This window comes from Arthrobacter mobilis, assembly GCF_012395835.1.
GTDB classification, from domain to species: Bacteria; Actinomycetota; Actinomycetes; order Actinomycetales; family Micrococcaceae; genus Crystallibacter; species Crystallibacter mobilis.
Genome location: NZ_JAAZSQ010000023.1, coordinates 42,935 through 63,200 on the forward strand (window position 1 = coordinate 42,935; position 20,266 = coordinate 63,200).

Annotated in this window: 17 protein-coding genes, 1 pseudogene and 1 riboswitch; of the genes and pseudogenes, 9 read left to right on the plus strand and 9 right to left on the minus strand. The window is 65.9% G+C overall.

Annotated features, from left to right (window positions below; translation table 11 throughout):
* Positions 1–2: 2 nt before the first annotated feature.
* Positions 3–175: riboswitch (cyclic di-AMP (ydaO/yuaA leader) on the minus strand.
* A gap of 136 nt (positions 176–311) precedes the next feature.
* The 3 genes from ggt to HGG74_RS18045 form a co-directional block, all read right to left on the minus strand.
* Complete coding sequence (ggt, locus tag HGG74_RS18035; RefSeq protein ID WP_168488617.1) at positions 312–2,138, minus strand: gamma-glutamyltransferase; 1,827 nt, start codon at positions 2,136–2,138, stop codon at positions 312–314.
* Positions 2,139–2,352: 214 nt separating this feature from the next.
* The gene (locus HGG74_RS18040) at positions 2,353–3,783 is read right to left on the minus strand and encodes an amino acid permease (RefSeq protein ID WP_168488619.1); all 1,431 of its coding nucleotides are present in this window, start codon (positions 3,781–3,783) and stop codon (positions 2,353–2,355) included.
* Positions 3,784–4,312: 529 nt separating this feature from the next.
* Positions 4,313–4,525 (minus strand): hypothetical protein, encoded by a 213-nt coding sequence (locus HGG74_RS18045; protein WP_168488621.1) that lies wholly within the window; start codon positions 4,523–4,525, stop codon positions 4,313–4,315.
* A gap of 829 nt (positions 4,526–5,354) precedes the next feature.
* On the opposite strand from HGG74_RS18045, the gene HGG74_RS18050 reads away from it, so the two are divergent.
* A complete protein-coding gene (locus HGG74_RS18050) occupies positions 5,355–5,726 on the plus strand; it encodes a hypothetical protein (protein ID WP_168488622.1) in 372 nt (123 codons plus the stop codon).
* Between the two features lie 99 nt (positions 5,727–5,825).
* On the opposite strand, the gene HGG74_RS18055 is transcribed toward HGG74_RS18050, so the two are convergent.
* On the minus strand, positions 5,826–6,044 hold the full coding sequence (locus HGG74_RS18055) for a hypothetical protein (protein ID WP_168488624.1): 219 nt from the start codon (positions 6,042–6,044) through the stop codon (positions 5,826–5,828).
* 200 nt (positions 6,045–6,244) lie between these two features.
* Positions 6,245–6,511: a hypothetical protein gene (locus tag HGG74_RS21735; protein ID WP_246263023.1), complete on the minus strand. Its 267-nt coding sequence runs from the start codon at positions 6,509–6,511 to the stop codon at positions 6,245–6,247.
* 396 nt (positions 6,512–6,907) lie between these two features.
* Between HGG74_RS21735 and HGG74_RS18065 the strand changes: the two genes are divergently transcribed.
* Together HGG74_RS18065 and HGG74_RS18070 are read left to right on the plus strand one after the other, a co-directional pair.
* Positions 6,908–7,375: a GNAT family N-acetyltransferase gene (locus HGG74_RS18065; RefSeq protein WP_168488626.1), complete on the plus strand. Its 468-nt coding sequence runs from the start codon at positions 6,908–6,910 to the stop codon at positions 7,373–7,375.
* Positions 7,376–7,676: 301 nt separating this feature from the next.
* On the plus strand, positions 7,677–8,462 hold the full coding sequence (locus HGG74_RS18070) for an oxygenase MpaB family protein (protein WP_168488628.1): 786 nt from the start codon (positions 7,677–7,679) through the stop codon (positions 8,460–8,462).
* 316 nt (positions 8,463–8,778) lie between these two features.
* Here the strand turns inward: HGG74_RS18070 and HGG74_RS18075 are convergent, their stop codons facing one another.
* The 4 genes from HGG74_RS18075 to HGG74_RS18090 all read right to left on the minus strand — a co-directional run bounded on the left by HGG74_RS18075 (position 8,779) and on the right by HGG74_RS18090 (position 12,366).
* The gene (locus HGG74_RS18075; protein ID WP_168488630.1) at positions 8,779–8,988 is read right to left on the minus strand and encodes a hypothetical protein; all 210 of its coding nucleotides are present in this window, start codon (positions 8,986–8,988) and stop codon (positions 8,779–8,781) included.
* Between the two features lie 5 nt (positions 8,989–8,993).
* A complete protein-coding gene (locus tag HGG74_RS18080) occupies positions 8,994–9,938 on the minus strand; it encodes a phosphoglycerate dehydrogenase (RefSeq protein ID WP_168488632.1) in 945 nt (314 codons plus the stop codon).
* A 735-nt stretch (positions 9,939–10,673) separates the two neighbouring features.
* A complete protein-coding gene (locus HGG74_RS18085; RefSeq protein WP_168488634.1) occupies positions 10,674–11,054 on the minus strand; it encodes a hypothetical protein in 381 nt (126 codons plus the stop codon).
* A gap of 406 nt (positions 11,055–11,460) precedes the next feature.
* Positions 11,461–12,366 carry a LysR family transcriptional regulator gene (locus HGG74_RS18090; RefSeq protein WP_168488656.1) on the minus strand — a complete coding sequence of 302 codons (906 nt, stop codon included), beginning with the start codon at positions 12,364–12,366 and terminating at the stop codon, positions 11,461–11,463.
* A 330-nt stretch (positions 12,367–12,696) separates the two neighbouring features.
* On the opposite strand from HGG74_RS18090, the gene HGG74_RS18095 reads away from it, so the two are divergent.
* The 6 genes and pseudogenes from HGG74_RS18095 to HGG74_RS18120 form a co-directional block, all read left to right on the plus strand.
* Positions 12,697–14,127, plus strand: a complete 1,431-nt coding sequence (locus HGG74_RS18095) for an SLC13 family permease (protein ID WP_376766159.1) — start codon at positions 12,697–12,699, stop codon at positions 14,125–14,127.
* A gap of 1,050 nt (positions 14,128–15,177) precedes the next feature.
* Positions 15,178–16,257 carry a PrpF domain-containing protein gene (locus tag HGG74_RS18100; RefSeq protein ID WP_168488638.1) on the plus strand — a complete coding sequence of 360 codons (1,080 nt, stop codon included), beginning with the start codon at positions 15,178–15,180 and terminating at the stop codon, positions 16,255–16,257.
* A gap of 123 nt (positions 16,258–16,380) precedes the next feature.
* A complete protein-coding gene (locus tag HGG74_RS18105; RefSeq protein ID WP_246263024.1) occupies positions 16,381–17,547 on the plus strand; it encodes a type 2 periplasmic-binding domain-containing protein in 1,167 nt (388 codons plus the stop codon).
* Between the two features lie 8 nt (positions 17,548–17,555).
* On the plus strand, positions 17,556–19,526 hold the full coding sequence (locus HGG74_RS18110) for a tripartite tricarboxylate transporter permease (protein WP_168488642.1): 1,971 nt from the start codon (positions 17,556–17,558) through the stop codon (positions 19,524–19,526).
* Between the two features lie 45 nt (positions 19,527–19,571).
* Positions 19,572–19,952 (plus strand): universal stress protein, encoded by a 381-nt coding sequence (locus HGG74_RS18115; RefSeq protein ID WP_168488643.1) that lies wholly within the window; start codon positions 19,572–19,574, stop codon positions 19,950–19,952.
* 107 nt (positions 19,953–20,059) lie between these two features.
* Positions 20,060–20,266, plus strand: a pseudogene (locus tag HGG74_RS18120) (ISL3 family transposase); the annotation flags it as partial.

Genomic DNA, 20,266 nt, shown 5'->3' on the forward strand with positions numbered 1-20,266 from the left:
GGGAGTCCTCTCTACACGCCTGCGAAGTTAGCTGTCGGGTTCGGGAGAGAGTCATCCCGGTGCGGCCGGTTGGCAGCTGGACTGCCAGGCAACGGGCCGCACTACACCCCAAGGCGCCGATGGCGCCAACGATGGTTCCTCCACCCCTGTCTGTGAAATTGAACGGACAGGTACGCTGACAGGGCTCGGCGTTCGGACCCGGCCTATACCCTGATGGGCGGGTAAGGCGTCGTTAAACGTATCGATTGTTGATGGATCGTTACAATTTCGTGACGGGTGTTTCTCATCACACCGGCGTCAGCCTGACTCGGTCAGGGCGACGGTGTGACGACCATGGCCGAACCGCCGCCGCGCCTCCTGGGCTCCGCCGCAGCGACCATGGTCCCATCCCGCCTGAACTCGATTGCGGTCACCGCCCCGATCTCTGCCGCGGAGCTGAACGCGTCCCCGGCCGGCGTGAGCTCGTGGCCGTACGGTGCCAGCCCGCTTCCGTACGCGGTGATGAACTCCGGCTCGGCCGTGACGCTGGCGGTATTCCGCTGCGCCGCACGCGGCGCCGCGATCGCCTCCGGGATGTCCATCCCCAGATCCACGCGGTTCAGGATCGTCTGCAGGACGGTCGTGATGATCGTCGAGCCGCCCGGCGAACCGAGCGCGAGGAAGGGCTTGCCGTCCTCGAGGATGATGGTCGGCGACATCGAGGAGCGAGGCCGCTTCCCCGGCTCGATCCGGTTCGGGTCGGCCGGGTCATACACGGTCGAGAAATCGGTCAGCTCGTTGTTGAGCAGGAACCCTCGGCCGGGCACCACGATGCCGGAACCGCCGGTCTGCTCGATCGTCAGCGTGTACTCGACCACGTTGCCCCACTTGTCCGCGACCGTCAGGTTGGTCGTCGAGATGTTCTCGGTGTCCTTCTCATCGGCCAGCGGCGCGGCGGCAGCCGGGCACACGCCGTCGTACGAGGACACCTCCCCCGGTGCGACGGGCTTCGAGGCCGCCCGCAGCGGGTCGATCCGGCACGCGCGCTCCTTGCCGAACAACGGGTCCGTGAGGGCACCGGTGGGGACGTCGACAAAAGCCGGATCGCCCACGTACTTGCCGCGGTCGGCGAAGGCAAGCGCGCTCGCCTCGAGGTAGTGGTGCAGGGCGTCGGGCGTGGACATCTCGGTCAGGTTGAATGAGTCCAGGATATTCAGCGCCTCACCGACGGTGGTTCCGCCGCTGCTCGACGGCGCCATGCCGTAGACATCCAGGCCGCGGTACTCCACATGTGCAGGCGCCTGGTCCAGGGCACGGTATGCGGCGAGATCCGCCGTCGTCATGTGACCGGCCGGGACAGGCAGCGTCGTGGTGGCCGTCTTCGGCGGATCCTGGACGGTGGCCGCAATCTCGGCCGCGAGCGGCCCGCGGTAGAAGGCGCGCGTGCCCTGCTTGGCGAGGAGCCGGTATGTCTTGGCGAGGTCTTGGTTCCGGAAGATACTGCCGACGGCGGGGGCGTCGCCGCCCGGGAGGAAGAGGCTGCTCGTCGAGGTGAACGCTGCGAAGCGGAGCTCGTTGTCGAGGGTCTGCTGGCGGAACGTTTCGTCGACCACGAAGCCGCGGGTCGCGACCTTGATGGCAGGCTTGAGGGCCTCGCCGAGGCTCAAAGTTCCCCAGTGGTCGAGTGCGCGCTCCCACGTGGCCGGCGTGCCGGGTACGCCTACGGAGACGCCACTGGTGACAAGCTCCGGCGTGAAGGGGTAGGGCTGGCCGGTCTCCGGGTCGATGAACGCATCGCGCGGCATCGCTGCCGGTGCGGTCTCGCGGCCGTCGATGGTGCCGACCCGGCCGGTCTTCGCGTCGTAGAACACGAAGTAGCCGCCGCCGCCGATCCCGGCGCTGTACGGCTCGGTCACGCCCAGGGTGGCGGCTGCGGCGACGGCGGCGTCCGCCGCGTTGCCGCCGTCGCGGAGAACTTCAATCGCCGCTGCGGATGCCTCCGGGTCCACCGTACTTACCGCGCCCCCGTACCCCGTGGCGGTCGAGGTCTTGTCGGCCTCCCGCTGGCCGGCGAACGCCGGGCTGGTAACAGCACCGCTGGTCACACTCATCGCCAGAGCCGCCGTGAGGGCAGCGAGCCGGCGTCCCACATGTGGCATGGTCGCTCCGAAGGGTAATACGGGTTGCCGATGGGGGCCACGCTACTCCCCGCAGTACGGCCACTCAACACTGCCGTACAGAGTTGAGCGGAGCAGGATGGTAATCGAAGGATGAGTCGCTGGAACGACCGGTGGCGCCCCGCACCGTCAAGTGCGGGGCGCGACCGGGTGGACAACCCGAGGACCAGCTAAGGCCGGAGCCGCCTGTCCAGTTCTACTTACCTGCCGGGACCAGCTGCGCCTGGTCTTCCTGCTCATCCTGGGGACGGTTGTTCCGGCGGTACCGCCAGACGCCAATAGCGACGACGACGGCGGCCAGCAGCACCGAAAGCAGCAGCGACTCGCGGGTGCTCTCCAGGATGACCATGCCAACCAGCAGTGCCACGATGCTGCCGATGGCCAGCCAGGTCAGGTAGGGGAAGAACCACATCTTTAGGGTGAGCTGCTTCGCCTGTGCGCCCAGGCGTCGGCGCAGGATCAGCTGCGAGAGCGCGATGACGAGCCAGACGAACAGCGCGATGGCACCGGAGGTGTTCACCAGGAAGAGGAAGACCGTGTCCGGGGCGATGTAGTTCAGGCCCACAGTGATGAAGCCGACCACGGTCGAGGCGAGCACGGCCGAGACCGGGACACCGCGCTTGGAGATCCGGCCCCAGGAGCGCGGGGCGTCGCCGCGGGTGGACAGCGAGAAGAGCATGCGGCTGGCGGTGTAGAGGCCCGAGTTCAGGCAGGAAAGCACCGAGGTCAGCACGATCACGTCCATGATGACGCCGGCGCCGGGGATCCCGTAGAGCTCCATGACGGCCACGTACGGGCTCTTGGCCACGGAGGTGCTGTTCCACGGCAGCAGCGTCACCACGATGGCGATGGAGCCAATGTAGAACACGAGGATGCGCCAGACGGTGGAGCGCACCGCCTTCTTGACAGCGTTGACCGGGTTGGTGGACTCACCGGCCGCGATGGTGGCGATTTCGGCACCGAAGAAGGAGAAGACCACCACGAGAATGCCGGCCAGCACGGCGGCGCCGCCGTTGGGGAAGAAGCCGCCCTGGCCGGTCAGGTTGGTCAGGCCTGGGGCGTCAACACCGGGGATCAGGCCGGCAATGGCGGCCACGCCGAACAGCAGGAAGCCGACGATGGCGGCCACCTTGATCGAGGCGAACCAGAATTCGAATTCGCCGAAGGACTTCACCGACGCCACGTTGGTCAGCGTCAGCAGGACCATCAGGACCAGCGCCCAGACCCACTGGTCGATGCCCGGGACCCAGCGGTGCATGATGGCCGCACCGGCGGTGGCCTCGATGCCCAGCACAATGATCCAGAACCAGGCGTAGAGCCAGCCGATGCTGAAACCGGCCCAGCGGCCCAGGGCCTTGTCGGCGTAGGCGGAGAAGGAGCCCGTCTCGGGGTTGGCCGCGGCCATTTCGCCGAGCATGCGCATCACCAGGATGACCACCAGGCCGGCCGCCGCGTACGCGACGAGGATGCCGGGCCCGGCCTGCTGGATGGCGGCACCGGAACCGACGAACAGGCCGGCGCCGATAACTCCGGCGATGGCGATCATGGACAGGTGCCGTGGCTTGAGCACCTTGGACAGACCTGGCTGGTCCGTCTGCGCTGGTTCTGCGGGCGCGTGAGAGCGCATGCTAAATCTCCAAGGTTAGGTATCGAGGATCCAAAGTCGCGGTCCGGTGTACTGGAGAACCCCATGGTTCGACGGGACCGCGGTTTCTACACTCGGTTCAGTATGGGGCTGGGCGGAGTTAAGGAAAAGCGATGTTTTCCGAACAATAATGTTTGGATGGGGCGAACGAATGTACCGATTCACCAGTATCCGGCCGCTGCTGGCCGGAAAGACCAGCCTTGGGTATCAGCCCCTGTTAGCCTCGCTACCTCCAGCCACGGCGAAACCAGCTACCGCTTCGACCAGTGGCGGGATGCCGTTGTTCAGTGATCCGGGCGGCATCTGGGCTTGGAGCGTCTGCTGCCCCACCTCGCGGGAGGGAAGTCCCAGAACGGCAGGACGTGAAACGATCAAACCCAAGTTGTAGCGCCCGCTGCGGACCCGCCGACGATGGCTTCATTGTCGATCGCCGGATAGACCCTGACGCCGACATCCGGATGCGCTTTGCGGAAGGTCTTCCGAATGCGCCGGTGTGTCGGCCATAGGTCAGCTACCTGCCGTCGCCCCCGGTGTCCTGGCCGGATTCTTCCTCGGGTACCGGCTGGCGCTGGGCGAGTTTTTGCTCTGCGTCGCGGCGGCGCCGGCCTCTGGCGCGCAGGTCCTGGTTGGATCGGCCGGCCGGATCGCCGGCACTTCCCGGTGTCCCGGGCCCGCGGTCCTCGGCTGGGGCCGTCCCGGAATCGGGCTCCCGTGCCTTTTCCATACAGCCATGCTCCCACCCGCCCGCAGGGCAATAAACAGCGGCAGCACCTGCTGCCACCAGGATTTCGCTCCATCGCCTGCAGATTCACGTTAGGAACCGGCAGTAATGACACGACGTCGGGCCGTTGGCGCCGGATTGTAGCGGGGTCGTTTGGTGATGTTAGCGAACCGGTCACCGGCCCTGCCACGCCGGATGCACAACTTGGACCGGGCAGCCGGCCGCGGATCACGGCAAGTTCACCCCCTTGCACGAAGCTTCGTGCAAGGGGGGCAGAGTGTCGAGCCGGCCGGACACGCCGAGGCCGCCAGGGCCGGCGCATCGTTTAGGTGAAAGCTCAGAGTCACGACAACCGGGTTTCCCCCGTGTCCTGAATCCCGGACAGGCGGCTTTGGATGACACGCAAACGACGAAGCGCCCGCACTACCCTTATGGCCATAACCAGGATCAGGAGCATAGCTGCAGCTCATGCCGATTTCGGGGCCACGGTAAATGATGCCGCGGCGGCACAGCTTGGCGACATGCCGGAACCGCCCTTATCCGCCATGCCCACCCCCTGGTCGAGAATTTCCTTGGCACCTAATTCTTCGAAGATGTCACGGAAGCTCCAGTTCCATCCAACCCCGAGAGCGCTTCTTTTACGAGCCCTGGTGGGATGGGTTCCGGCTGGTCGTGGCTCAGGCCGACGGTGCCCGGAAGGGCTGGCCACGTAGGCCAAGACCATGGGAGCCTTCCGGGAGCCGCTCATCTGACGAACTCGGTCTTTCGGCCGATAGTACCCGGTGCGGCGGCAGCATCGGTCGCTGCAGGCGAGTGAAAGCACGGTGGATCATTGAAGAACGGCAGCGAGGCCGCACCCGCGGCGTATACGCTGACGGCCGCCCAAGGGGGCGGCTTCAGCCAGGGGGCATCCCAGCGAATTCTTGCCATCCTGGGTGATGGGTCGTTGAACGCGAGCCGTCGGGAGGCCGAGGTGGCGAAGCACTTGGAGAGCCTGGACGGAGCAACCTTCCGGCACCACTACTACGGCTTCCTTACGACAGCTGCCGCGCACCGCAATCAGGCCGAACCGCTCCAGGAAGCTGTCCAGCAGGCGGTGGCGCTGAATACAGAAGCCCGGGCCGGCAAAAGGCGGGCAGATCTGGAAACCCCACGGCAGGAAGCCAGGAAGCGTCCGCTGCTGCAGCGGATCCTCGGCCGCTGACGGAGGGATGCAGGTGCGGCACCATGGCGGTGCCGCACCTGTGCGTCGCGAGGCGACGACCCGCCGGTCCGGGCAGGTGCACTCCCCGAATTTGGCCGCTTAGATCTCCGGCTCTGCCAGTGCGGCATAGCCGTAATCATCCTCGACGGGGCCGGCAAGCTGGTATCCCTTGGCCTCGAGGTTACTCAGCCAGGCAGCGTGGGATTCGAGGCACTCGGCCGCCCCGGAGAGAGTTCTGGCCCCGTCCATTACACCCTTAGCGCGGATGACCATGGTTGATGATGTGTTTTCAGGCCCGTCGGCGAATTCCTGAGGCAAGTCTCCTCCTGTCAGTCTGAAACGGGTTATGGCGGTTGCGGGCCGGTCCATCGTCCGCTCCTCCAAGTAGAGCTTCCGGCTTCAGCCCGGTCGATCACGTACAGGGGCCAGGGCGAGATCGGAATCTTGTTGGCGGTTTCCGCCAGGCCTGGGGCCTCGGGTTTGCAAGTTCGCGCTCGTTTTTCGTTGTGCGGCTGTTGTCAGGGGTGGGCCGGCTCCTGTGCTGACGGTGCTGCAGCCGCTTCAACCCAGCGTTGGAAGAACGCGATTCTGTTCCACGTTTCCGGCGCATTGGAGTACATCGGGAAGTGTCCGCTGTGCTGGATTTCCGCCAGTTCGACGCCGTTGGCGGCAAGGTGCGGCAGGCAGCTCAGGGGCCGGTTCCGCTCTCCGTGCATGAACATCCGGGGCAGTGGAAGGGCCAGGAACTTCTCCATGAAGCAGCCGTTGTCCGAAAGGTCGACCATGGACTCGGAGATGCCCCGGACTGCGCCGGCGCGTACCTTTGCCGGACGCTGATGGCATAGAGCGGGCTCGAATAATACGGTGCTGCCCGGTTGCCGGCGATGAAGTTCTCCAAAAACCGTTCCGGGTCTTCCTCGGGGTGGAGGAAGATCTGGCGGCTCAGGAAACAGGCTTCCGGCCCAAGGAGTGGCCGACCAGGTGAAAGCGTTTGGTTCCTTGCTCCGCAAGGGCCACACCCACGATTCGTTCTGGAGGACCAGGGCGGATCCGGGCAGGGGTCTGCCGTGCGACAGCTGTCTGGCGCGCATCGCGCCTTCGTGCCGGTGCATGCACGGGGCTTCCCCTCATGCCGGTGGCAGGACTTCCGGAGGCGGAGGTCAGGCATCCAGAATGACTCCATGGCCGCCACCGAAGTCTTCCCCGCATCGGCCGGGCATGCGGGCGCGGTGGGACGCCTGCTGTACGACTTCAACGCCGAGTTTGAGACGCCCGGCCCGACTGCCGGGGAGCTGGCCACCCGGTTCAGGGTCCTCCTGGCCCGGGATGACGTGCTGGTACTGCTGTCAGGGGCTCCCGGGACGCCGACAGGTTTCGCCTTCCTGACCCTGCGGCCCACACCGTACTACGACGGGCCCCTGGCCCAGCTCGAGGAACTCTACGTACGGCCCGGACTGCGCGGCCGGGGGATCGGCACCGCACTGCTGACGGCAGCGATCCTCCGGGTCCGTGAGCGGGGCGCGGCCGAGGTTCACATCAACGTCGATGAGGTCGACGCCGACGCCCGCCAGTTCTACGAACGCCACGGCTTCACCAACCTCCAGCCGGGCAAGGACTACCGCATGCTCTGCTACCTCCGCGAGCTCTGACCCCTGCAGCCGCGGACCTGGCACGGGTCCCGTGGAGACGGCAGCACCCGGGGCCGCCGGCACTGCCCGCGCCCCGGGGCGGCCAACGGACGGCGCCGGCCCACGGTAGGCACCCGCTTATGCGAAAACCGCCCCAAAAGCGGCAGTATCTTGCCGGAATTGAATGCCTGCCCTGCTTTGAGCAGCTTCCCAGCCGCCGGGCTTTGCGTTGAGCCATGCGGCCTGTCGCGTGAGGTGATCACGTTCAGGGAGGTTGGGCGCCTGCCACAACCCCGGAAAACCTCTCGGGTACAGTGTCTAAATGGTTCGTGGACTTGCCGACATCGGGGCGGAGGGCGTTTTGCTCGCCGGCGCGGGGCGCGCCGTGCTGCTGCAGATCGCCCATCCCGCCATCGGTCATGCCATCGCCGAGCACAGCAATTTCGCCCAGCGCCCGATGGACAGGCTCCGCAGCACGATGAGCTATGTCTACGCCGTGGTCTACGGCAGCTCGGGCCAGGTGGCCACCGTCAGGCGTGCGGTGAACCGGGCCCATGCCCGTGTCCGCCGCCGCCCGGACGCCGCCTCGAGGGGGTACAACGCCTTCGACGCCGAAACCCAGCTCTGGGTGGTGGCCACCCTGTACGACACCATGGTCACGGTCCACGAGAAAATCCACGGCCCGCTCGACGACGCCTCGGCCGATGTCATCTACCGCGAGTACGCCAGGATCGGCACTGCCCTGCAGCTGCCGGAGCAGATGTGGCCGGCCGACAGGACGGCCTTCGACGACTACTGGAACCGCACCCTGGCCGGGCTGGAAGCCGACGAAGTCGCGGTGCGCGTCGCACGCGACCTGCTCTATCCGCCGGCCGGACCGGTCGCGATGCGCCTGGTCATGCCCCTGGCACGCCTGCTCACGGCAGGGCTCCTACCGCGCCGGCTGCGGAAGGACTTCCGGCTGCCGTGGAACCGGCGGCACCGTTTGTGTTTCGAACACACGATCAATCTGCTGGCCAGGGTATATCCGCTGCTTCCGCAACGGCTCAGGCACTGGCCGAAGAACTACTACCTTGGCCGGCTCGCTCCAGCGTCGGGGCACCCATAACAAAACCGGCACCAGGGGAATTCAGGCCGTCAATGCTGGGCCCTCCCTGGGTGTCCTCTGCACGGGAAAACTGTAGTGCGGCACCCGGTCCGCCCCTTCCCGACGCGTAAAGCCCGCACATCAGCCCAGATTGCCGACCTGGTTGGAAGACACCGCCCCAATTGAAGGCCTTCATTGGCGGTGCGCACGCACCGAGGAGCTGGTAAAGCGTTCCGACAGTTGGAAGATCGTCGGGGTGGTCCGCTTTACGAGAAGTGCGGCTTCACCAAAGTCGGGACGAGGTCGTTCACCCTTGGCCGTGCTGGCCAAAGCGACTTCATTTTGGAGCACGTACTTTCGGCAAACCGCTGACGACGGCGTTCAACAGGACCACGCCGAAGTCATCAGCGAGCAGTTGAACAAAGTCGTCGTCGTTCCTCCGACCTAAATAGTGCCCTCCGAGCTCGGTGACCGTTCCAGTAGGGGTTGGCCATTGGCTGACGGTGGCGTTCGTGCTTCCGCAAACCGGGTCTTCGTTGTTGGTCATTGGGGTTATCGGTCCACGGGGTGGGCCGGCTCGCGGCCGTCGAGGACGTCGATGACGGCCCGGGCCGCTGCCAGGCCTGCCCGTATCCGTGCTTCGGCCGTTTGGCCCGCGAGGTGCGAGGTGACGATCAGGTTGTCCAGGTCCCGCAGCGGACTGTCTTGGGGCCACGGCTCGTTCTTGAGCACGTCCAGGGCGGCGCCGGCAATGCTTCCCGTGCGCAGGGCGTGGGCCAGGGCGTCCTCGTCCACAAGCGAGCCGCGGGCCGTGTTGATCAGAACGGCGCTCGGCTTCATGGTCTGCAGCCGGGGCGCGTCGATGAGCGGTCCGGCGGTCCTGTCGGCCCGTGCGTGCAGGGAGAGGTAGTCCGCGCTGGCGATGACGGTCTCGAGGTCGGCGAAGTGGACCGAGGGGTCTTCGGTGTCGGGGTGGGAAGTGCTGACCATGACGGTCATGCCGAGGGCGGTTCCGAGCCGGGCTGTTGCCCGGCCGCTGGGACCGTAGCCGACGATGCCCAATGTTGCGCCGCGCAGTTCGTGCCCGGCTTCGCGGGGCCACTGGCCCTGCCGCACGGCGGCGGTGACGTCGGCGAGGCGGCGGGCGGCCATGATGATCAGGCCGATGCTCAGCTCGGCGACGGAGTGGTGGTTTGTTCCCGGGGCACTGCAGACGCGAATGCCGCGGGCGGCGGCGGCAGGAACGTCGATGGAGTCGTACCCGACGCCGCTGCGGGCCAGGACCTTCATGCGGTGCGCCTTGACGAGCATGTCCGCAGTCACGGGCTCGCTGGCCAGGATGGCCCCGTCGAAGCCGCCGAACAGGACCTTCCGGTCCGCGGGCTCCCGGGCCCCGGTGTAGGGAGAGTAGACAGGTTCGTGGCCGTGCTGTCGCAGGAGCCTGTCGACCTTATCGCCAGGGGCAAGATAATCGGTGGTTATCAGGATGCGTTCCACGACCGGTGCGTCCTCTCTCTATCTAATCTGCTGTGCATGGTGCGGATGATGCTGTGTACCGCGGCTGCGCTCCGGCGGGTGTGTGTTTCCGGGGCGCAGCCGATGCCGGGAACGGTTCAAGCCCAGGCCTTGTCTTGGGCGAGCTCCCTGTTGTGGTCCGCCCACTCCGCCGGCTCCCGGGCCGGGATCCCCTTCCACAGGGTGGGTCGGGGCCGGCACGGCAGCAACCGCTGTCCGGGAGGGGCCGGCGCAGGGTGCCGGGAGGTAGCGCCGCCGCCGACCCGAGGGAACAACAATGCTGACGCAGCGCGGCTCCATCTTCAGGTTCCGGTTGCCGCAGGCGACAACAGAAGAAGCTGCCCAATAAATCCTCATCCGAAGGATATGTGGCCACCCACGTCCCGGCGGCCGACCCTGTGTCTCGTGACCTGCTCCCCTGGGCACGAATGTTGCCGCACTTCCCAAACCGCATGCAGTCCCCTCGCCTGGCCGGTCTACATGGGCGTGGACTTCAACGATAAGGCGCCAGAATAGCTTGGGCGGCCTCATGTGGGGACACGCGTTCCGTACCTTTACAGATACCGGGCTTGTGCAGCGGCAGTTCTCCCGCGGTCACTTGCATCTTCCGCAGCGAACGAGGCCCAGGAGCTTAGGCAGGGCTCGCGGTCTGAGCCGGGAAGATCCATCGCGCCGACGCAACCAATCGGGATCCGGAGGAGCTTTGTCTACGCCTGCTTAGGTGTCTTCCATTGCCCTGGTTATCCCTGACTTCTTGCCGAGGCTGGTGATTCTCCACCTGCCCGCACCGTGGTCGTAGCTCACGACGTGCGGTGCTTTCTCGGTATCCGCGATGCGTCGGGCATCGTTCAGGGCGACGACCAAGTCGGCACGGGCCGCCTTGGCTTCGGCCTCCTGCGCACGCTTCAGCGCGTCGGGGGCGAGCTTCTCCGAGTATCGGAGCCGGTTGGCGAAGTCGGCGACCTCTTCGCGCATGGGATTTGCGGTCAGGTTCACGAACAGCCGTCGCGTGTCGTTACGGGTTCCGACATGGATCTTCTGGATCTGTTCCGAGGCGATCAAATTTCCGGCGAGCGTCTCCAGCCACACGTCCCCCATCGGCCGCCTCCCTTTCCTTGGTAGCAAGGGCCCCTCCCCTGCTGGTGACATTATCGGCATTTTCCCCATTCCTACCTAGCCATGGCTGGTTTGAGGGAAGCGATAGTAGGAAACCGAGGGGCAGGAACTGTCTTGAATCGTGCAGGGGCACTTGCGCCCGCCCAGTTGGCGAAAGCGATGACGGACTGCTCCCCTGGCTAGCTCCAGAACTGGGCAACTTGGCGGATGGTCCGACCTGGTTGGCCCCAAGCCGTCAACGGCAATTGTCGTTGTAGGGCGGACGACAGCCGAGGGGTTCCCAGGGTTGGCCGGTCACAGGTCCCGGTGAGCACCCGGTAGTGCCGTCTGCTCATCCTTCCACGGGGTATTTGGGTATTCCGGCGAGGCGGCCGCCCCGCCGGCAGGCTTAGAGGTACTCGCCCGCACGTTCGCGGGCGATCTCCAGGAGGGTGGAGTGGAAGGCAACCTCCGCCGGAGCGTAGACCTTGTCCTGTCGCTGGGCCAGCAGCACCCGCCGCAGCGGGGCCTGGGGGCCGAGGCGGAGCACCCGCACGTCGGGGTGCTGCAGGGCCACGGCAGTCTTGGGCACCATGGCCACGCCCATCCCGACGCTGACCATGGCCTGGGCCTCCTGATAGTCGTTAGCCAGGAACCCGATGGTCGGCTCGAACCCGGCGTCGTGGGCCGAGCGCTGCAGCACCTCCACCACCGGATGGGCTTCGGCGCGCACGATCCACGACTCGTTGCGCAGCTCTTCCATGGTCACCTCGTCCCGGTCCGCGAGGGGATGACCGCGGGCCACGAGGATGACGGTGCTCTCCTGGAAGACCTCGGTCACCCGCACGGATTCGTCATGGAAGGGGTTCCAGGGGTAGTCCCACAGCAGGCACAGCCCGGTCACCCCGGACTCGAGATCGGCGACCAGTTCGTCGAAGCGGGCACTGCGCACGAACAGGTTGATGGCCGGATAGCGCTTCTTGAACACCCGGATCACGATCGGCAGGAAGGACCCGGCCAGGGTGGGAAAGGTGCCGACCGTCAGGGATCCGCGCTTGAGCCCGGTGATCTGGTCCAGGTCGGACTGGGCGGCCTGCATCTGCCGGACGATTTTGCGGGCGTGATCGGCAAGCACCTGGCCGGCTTCGGTGGGCACCACTCCGCGGGAGCGGCGGTTCAGCAACGGCTGTCCGACCTCTTGTTCGAGCTTGCGCAGCTGCTGGGATACGGCCGAGGGGGTGTACATCATCAGTTCGGCCGCAGCCGTAATGGAGCCCTGCTCGACAACCTCCACCAACAAGGCCAGGCGCCGCATATCGAACAGGTCCTGGGCACCTTGAGGAAGCAAAGGTTTCCTCCTCCTGTGGCTCGATCTATCTGACGGCCAGTAGGCCGAACGGATTAAGCATAACTACATTCTGGTTCACAGTTGTCACATTGCCTTAAGCTGTGATGTGCATCAAGCTCTTTTGTGGGCCTTTCACCAGGGGTCGAAGCGCAAGGAGACATGGCCAGGTCCATGGACACCCGTGCCGAACGGATGCGCGGGCCGCCCGCACCGTCGCCCTTTTAAAGGCCCGAGATACCGCCGTTGCGGCCTCCCCCGCAGGAGCCACTCTCCGAGGAGACCATCATGACTAAGACCATGCACGACACCGCTGCGCGCGCAGCCGACACCCGGGACGACCGTCCTAGCCCTGCTGCCCGCCGGCGCCGCACCCTGCGGATGGCGGTGGCCGGTGTCGGGGTCCTGGGCCTGGTCGCCATTGTGCTGGGCCGCATCATCCTCAACCCGGAGGGCCCCACCACGGAGCCTGCCATGACCGCGACCCAGATCGTCCCGCTCGTTATCCTCGTCGCCATGTTCGTCGTGGCCACGAAATGGCCGCTGAACATCGGCGTGATGGGTCTGGTCGCCTCCTTCGGCGTCGGCTACTTCCTGCTCGGTATGGACGATAAGGAGATCCTGGCGGAGTTCCCCGCCCACATCGTGCTGACGATTATCGGCGTCACCTACTTCTTCAGTATGGCCCAGCACAACGGCACGATCGACATCGTCGTCCAGACCTGCGTTCGCCTGGTCAGAGGCAGGACGATGTTGCTGCCCTGGGTGTTCTTCCTGATCGCTGCCGTGTTGACATCACTGGGCACCTTCTCCCCCGCCGCCGTCGCACTGCTGGCACCGGCGGCCATCGGCTTCGCCTACGAGTCGCGCATCCACCCCGTACTGATGGGTGCGTTCATCATCAATGGTGCCCACGCCGGCGGTTTCTCCCCGCTATCAGTGGCCGGCGTGCTGGTGCACGACATCGCCGCCGAGAACGGCTTCCCCATCTCCCAGGGCGCGCTCTTCGCCGCCAGCTTCGCGCTCAACCTCATCCTCTCCGTGCTCACCATCGTGCTGTTCGCCGCCTTGCGCCGGCTGCGTGACGGCCAGAGCGGCCAGCACGCCGACGTCGACACCGCCCGTTCCACCCGCCCGCACGGCCAGCAGATCCTCACCCTGCTCCTGATCGCCGTGATGCTCGTGTGCACTCTGGGGTTCCACATGCCGATCGGCTTCGTCGCCCTCTCCGCCGGCCTGCTGCTGGCCCTGGTCAACATCAAGGAGCACCAGAGGTTCATCGGCGGGATCTCCTGGTCCACGGTCCTGCTGGTCGCCGGCATGATCACCTATGTCTCCCTGCTCCAGCACGTGGGCGTGATCGACACCCTCGCCCATCTGGCCCTGGCCCTGGGCGCCCCCCTGCTGATCGCCCTCATCCTGTGCTTCGTCATCGGCATCGGTTCCGCCTTCGCCTCCTCCACTGCCCTGCTGACCGCGTTCATCCCCCTTGCCGGTCCGTTGCTGGCGACCAGTTCGCTCAGTGCCTCCGGAACGGTCGCGGCCCTGGCCATTGCCGCCACCGTCGTGGACGTCTCCCCGTTCTCCACCGACGGCGCGCTGGTGGTCGCGAACGCCCGCGAAAGTGACCGGCAGCGCGTCTACCGCCAGCTGATGATCTACGCCGGAGCGGTCGTGCTGGTCGCCCCGGCGCTGGCCTGGGCCCTGCTGGTACCCACCGGCATCATGTGACGGATCCTCCGCCGGCCGCGATCCGGCATACACGGGCACGGCCCGTCGGCAACAGCTGACGGGCCGTGCCCGTGTCGGCGAATTGAACGAGGCGCTCCGGCTGCCGCACAGATGGCCCCGTGGCACCGGCCAGGCCACAGTGTAAAACCAGCCGCGTCAAGGAGTTCCGCCCCTGAGTGTTGCACCCGGGGTTGCCGTCACGGACCTCCACCCCCGTCGGGCCGCCGGCCGCATCAGGAAACCACATCCCTGCGGCGGGGTCCAACCAATGACACACTGCAGCACCTCCCAGGAACGGGCGGCTTCGGCCGGCGTTCCTTTTGCGTCATGCGCGGCAGCGGCTGTTCGGCCTTCCGTGCCGCCCCAGCCGGTGGCAAATCCCGCTGCACGTTGCCCGGATGCCACAGGATCCGGATGCCCGATCCCAGCCTGTAAACCGAACCTGGCGGGCGGGCAGGTCGCTGCGGCCCGGTGCTGTTTTTCCCGTGACACCAGGCCCCGGGATGTTCCTTGACGGCGGCTGTCCTTAGCGCCCGTACAACACCGGGAGTGACGCCGGCCAAGGCCTGCGCCGCCTGATGACCATTTGCGTGGAAAGCCCCTGCGTACATGCTGCAGATTTGGCCGGACGGCAGCATTTGCCCGACTTCCCGCTCCGGCCGCCGCGACTGCTGCACCACCTCGAGGGATAAGCCAACGTGCCGGCTGCGCCGCGTTGGGTCCAGTTCGACCACTTCGAACGGCAGTGCCAGCCCTTTGACGTTGAATATCGCTCCGCCTGATTGAAGCAGATTTGAACGATAGTTAAGAAATCATCCATGCTCTTCAAACCGTGCGCGGTTCCCCTTAATTTTCGGGCCCCAGAGATGGCTTTCAGCGTGCCTCAAGCACGATCAAGCCCTGAAATGCCAGCCGGTTTAAGCAAAGCTTTAGCCCTATTCACAAATATTGGTTTGTGGTTAAAACGCGCGCTGGTGACAATTTCTGGTGAGGCCCATTGGATTGTGACCGGCGCAACAGCGTCCGGCACCGGTGATTAATCGAGGAAGCATGTCAGTTATTGCAGCTACGTGGATGCGCGGAGGCACCAGCAAGTGCTGGGTGTTCGAGGCAGAGAACCTGCAGGTTCCCGGCAAGTCTGTCGACGAGGTGCTGCTGCGGCTCTTCGGCAGCCCCGACTACCGCCAAATCGACGGAGTGGGCGGGGGAACCTCGACCACAAGCAAGGCGGTGATCCTCTCCCGTTCGGAGCACCCCGATGCCGACGTGAACTACACCTTCGCCCAGGTCGGCATCGACAATGCCACTGTCGACTGGGGGAGCAACTGCGGAAACTGCTCGGCAGTCGTCGCCCCCTACGCTATCGAACGGGGATGGGTCACCGCCGGCGCGGACACCACCTCCGTCAGGATCCTGAACACCAACACGGGCCAGCTGATTCTGCAGAAGGTCCCGACCCCCGGCGGCCGGGTCCCGGACATCGGCACACAAATGATCCCGGGTGTTCCCTTCCCGGGAATCCCGGTGGGCATGGGGTTCTATGATCCGGCAGGCAGGACCACCGGAAGCCTGTTCCCCACCGGAGAACCAGTGGACTATCTCGGCTTTGACGGGCGGCAGGTCCCGGCCACGCTGATCGACGCCGGGGCACCGGTGGCCATTCTCGATGCCCACAGCCTGGGCCTGACCGGCTTGGAGACTGCCGCCGAGATCGACGGGCAGGAACGGCTGCTGCAGCACCTGGATGCTGCCCGCCGGGAGGCCGCTGTCCTCATGGGCCTGGCGTCCACCCCGGAAACGGCCGCACGCGCCATCCCCAAGCTGGCATTTGTGGCTCCCGCCGAATCCGGTGACGCGGCCGATATGAATGTGCGGATGCTGTCCATGGGCAGGCTCCACCCCGCCCTGGCCATCACCGGCAGCGTCGCCCTGACCATGGCCGCCCACGAGGAAGGGACCGTGGTCCGCAAGCTGATGACCGCCCCGCTGTCCGGCACGCTCGCCATGCGCACCCCGGCGGGCCTGATTGAGACATGGCTCGACCACCACGACGGCGCCATGATCGTCGGATCCGTCCGCAGCGCACGGCGGCTGGCCGATGCCCAACTGTTCCTGCCTGACTCCTGGTAACGGAGCTTCCCCCAACCGGCCTGTGGAAATGCCGCAAGGGCATGGGCCAACGCCGGCCACCGCAGGCAACCAGAAAGAGACAATGGAATGACACGAGAAATTCCTTCTGTGAAACCACCAACCATGCAGCCCGAAACTGCCGCAACGGAACCAGCGGAAACGCCCGAGCCGCCGAAGCATTCCCGGCGGGCGGTCATTGCCGCTGTTGCCGGTTTCGGCGCCCTCGCCGTCGCCACCACCGTCTTCGGGGGCAGCCTGCTCAACCCCCCTGCCACCACCGAGGACGGCGATTACAGCGGCGAAACCCTGCAGTTCCTTATCCCGTTGGCCGAAGGCGGCGGAACCGACACCTGGGCACGGTTCATCGGAACCGAGCTGACCGGCGTCATCCCCGGGCATCCCGGATTCGCTCCGGTCAACGAGGCCGGCGGCGAAGGCATCACGGGCAGCAACCACTTTGCTTCCTCGGCGCGGCCCGACGGCACCGAGGTCCTGGTCAGCACCGCCTCCACAGTGGTGCCCTGGGTACTGGGACGCTCGGTTGTCAACTACTCCTTCGAAGACCTCCAGCCGTTCGTGGTCAACGGAACCGGCGGGGTCATCTACGCCCGCACGGGCGCAGGGGTGAGCGGACTTGAGGACCTCACCGACCGGGAACGGCCGCTGAAATTCGGGGGCATCAGCGCCACCGGCCTCGACATCACCACCCTGGTCGCCTTTGACCTGCTGGGTGCGGACATCGAATCCACGTTCGGTTTCGAAGGCCGCGGACCGGTCAACCTGGCCCTGCAGCGCGGGGAGATCGACATCGACTACCAGACCACCTCCGCTTACGAATCCGCCGTGGCAGGTCTGGAAAAGGACGACCAGGCCGTCGTGCTGATGTCCTTTGGGCAGCTGGACGAGAACGGCAACATCGTCCGCGACCCGAACTTCCCGGACGTCCCCACCGTTGCCGAGGCCTACGAAATCCTCCACGGCAGCAAACCTGCCGGGGAAAAGTTCGAGGCCTACAAGACACTTCTCGGACTGACCTACACCTACCAGAAGGGGCTGTGGGTGCCTGAGGAAACACCGGAGAAAGCGGTCGAACTGCTGCGCACCTCCAGTGAAAAGCTCGGCGCCGACCCCGGGTTCCAGGCCAAGGCGGGCAAGGTCCTGGGCGGCTACCCCCTGGTTGCCGACGAGGGTCTGGACGAACGCGTTGAAGAGGCCTACACCGTCAGCCCGGCCGTGCGGACCTACATCGTCGATCTGCTCAAGTCCAAGTACGACATCGAAGTCGAGTAAGGAAGACCATGCTTGATTCAGCAATGGCAGCACTGGCCTCCCTGGCCGACCCGTCGCTGCTCCTGATGCTCCTCATCGGCGTCGTCGCCGGCCTGGTGATGGGCCTGATTCCCGGGCTGGGCGGCACCGGCGCGGTGGCCATCCTCCTGCCCATCACCTTCGGCATGGAGCCGCCGCAGGCCCTGGCCCTGCTCATCGGCGCCCTGGCCGTCGTCCACACCTCCGACACCGTCTCCGCCGTCCTATTGGGAGCCCCCGGCTCCGCCTCCGCCAGCGTCACCATGCTGGACGGATACTCCATGGCTAAAAAAGGCCAGGCCGCACGCGCGCTCAGCCTGGCCTTTCTGTCCTCCATGGCCGGCGGAATCATCGGCGCCGTCGGACTGACCCTGGCCATTCCCCTGGCCCGTCCCTTGGTCCTGTCCTTCGCCAGCCCCGAACTGTTCATGCTGACCGTCCTCGGCGTCGCCCTCGCCGCCGTCCTCTCCCGCGGAAACATCATCAAAGGTGTGACCGCGGGCCTGCTGGGCCTGCTGCTGGGCATGGTCGGAACCTCGCCAACCACCGCCGAAGAACGCTTCACCTTCGGCAGCCTGTTCCTGGGCGACGGCCTGTCCCTGGTTGCGGTCGCCCTGGGCATCTTCGGCCTGGCTGAGATCGCCAGCCGCGCCAGCCAGCGCCGCGGACAGCAGGACAACGTCACCCTCGGCGGCGGCTGGTTCAGCGGCATCCGCGAATGGCTCGCCCACTGGACCCAGGTCATCCGCGGTGCCCTCATCGGCATCTGGGCAGGCGTGCTGCCCGGCGTCGGCGCAACCGCCGGAACCTGGCTCGCCTACGGGCAGGCCGTGGCCACTGCCAAGGACAAACGCAACTTCGGCAAGGGCGACCCGCGCGGCATCGTTGGGCCCGAAAGCGCCAACAACTCCGTCGAGGCCGGCGACCTGATTCCCACCCTGCTGTTCGGCATCCCCGGCGGCGTTCCGTCGGCGATGCTGCTGGGCATGCTGCTGACTTACGGCATCCAGCCGGGCCCGTCGATCATCTCCGACCACCTGGACCTGATGTACCTGATCGTCTGGTCCTTTGCGATCGCCAGCGTCCTGGGTGCCCTGTTCTGCTTCCTCAGCGTCCGCGGCCTGGCCAAGCTGACCAAGGTTCCCTTCGCCGTGCTGGCAGCAGGCCTGGTCGCCATCATGCTGCTGGGTGCGTTCCAGGAAGGCGGCCAGATCGGTGATCTGTGGGTCATGCTCATCCTCGGCGCCTTCGGCTGGCTGCTGAAGTCCACCGGGGTCCCCCGCGCCCCGTTCCTGATCGGCTTCGTCCTGGCCATCCCTCTGGAGCGCTACTACTTCCTCACAGACAGCCTCTACAACGGGATTGAATGGATGGCCCGCCCAGGCGTCCTCGTCTTCCTGGCCATCCTGGTCCTGCCCATCCTCTGGTCCCTGTACAAGTGGATCCGTGCACGCCGGAAAGTCAACGCCGACGACGGACACCGCGACGAACAGCCCGAAGACATCGAAAGCCCCCTGAAAAACTCGGCCTGGTCCCTCGGCCTTGCCGTCTTGATCGTCGTCGTTTTCGGCGCCGCCCTGGTCACCTCCGGGACCTTCTCCCCCGAAGCCCGGCTGGTTCCCCAACTGGTGAGCATCACCGGCCTGATCATCTCCGGAATCCTGCTCTCCCAGGAAATAGCGGACCGGCTGAAAACCCGCCACAGCAAGATCGGCTGGACCGCCGACACCGGCTTCGCCTTCAGGACCTTCACCTGGATGCTCGGCTTCCTGGCCATCACGGCCGTCTCCGGCTACATGATCGGCGTCCTGCTCTTCGTACCCGCCTTCCTGCTGATCGTCGCCAGGGCCAGGATGAAAACCACGCTCATCTACTCAGCAGTCCTCTATTTGTTCCTGCTGGCGCTGCCCTCGCTCCTGCCCATCGAATTGCCGCAGGGCCTGGTCAGCAACTTCATCTAGCACCCACGGCCACCCCTCCGGCAGCCACCGAAACGAGAAACAGACATGACAGTAGTCATCGGCTACACCTCCACCCCCGAAGGCAGGCAGGCCCTCGCCAGCGGGATGGAAGAAGCCCTCCTCAGGAAAACCTCCCTGCTGATCGTCAACATCGACCGCAGCCACCACGACCTCGACGATGAAGAACAGCAGTCAATGCGCGAACAGCTCAGCGCCGTCGGCATGGACCTGCACATCGAATCCTCGGTGCTGGCCGATCCCGGCGATAGGCTCATCCAGGTCGCCCAGCAACACGGCTCCCGGCTGATCGTGCTGGGCATCAGACACCGTTCCATGGTCGGCAAACTCCTCCTGGGCAGCACCGCCCAGCGGGTCATCCTCGAAGCGACCTGCCCCGTCATGGCCGTCAAGGCCCCCGCCTGCTAGAGAGCTTTAGCCGCAGGGACTGTAAGAAAAACGGCTCTGTCGCACTTTCGGTGGTGGTACGGCTCGTCGACGGTTGGTTCGTGCTTCCGGGCTTCTCATGATGGGGCATGGTTGATGCGAAGATGCTGGTCGGGATGGTGTTCTCGGGGTTGTCGGCGTTGGTGATCGAAGAGATCGAGGACACTGGCGGGGTGATCGTGGTTCGCGCGTCGACGCGTGGCGGGGCGGTGGAGTGCCCGTCATGCGGGACGCCGACTCGCAGGGTCCATGCCTTCCACGAGCGGGCACCGGCGGACGTGCCGGTCGATGGGCGT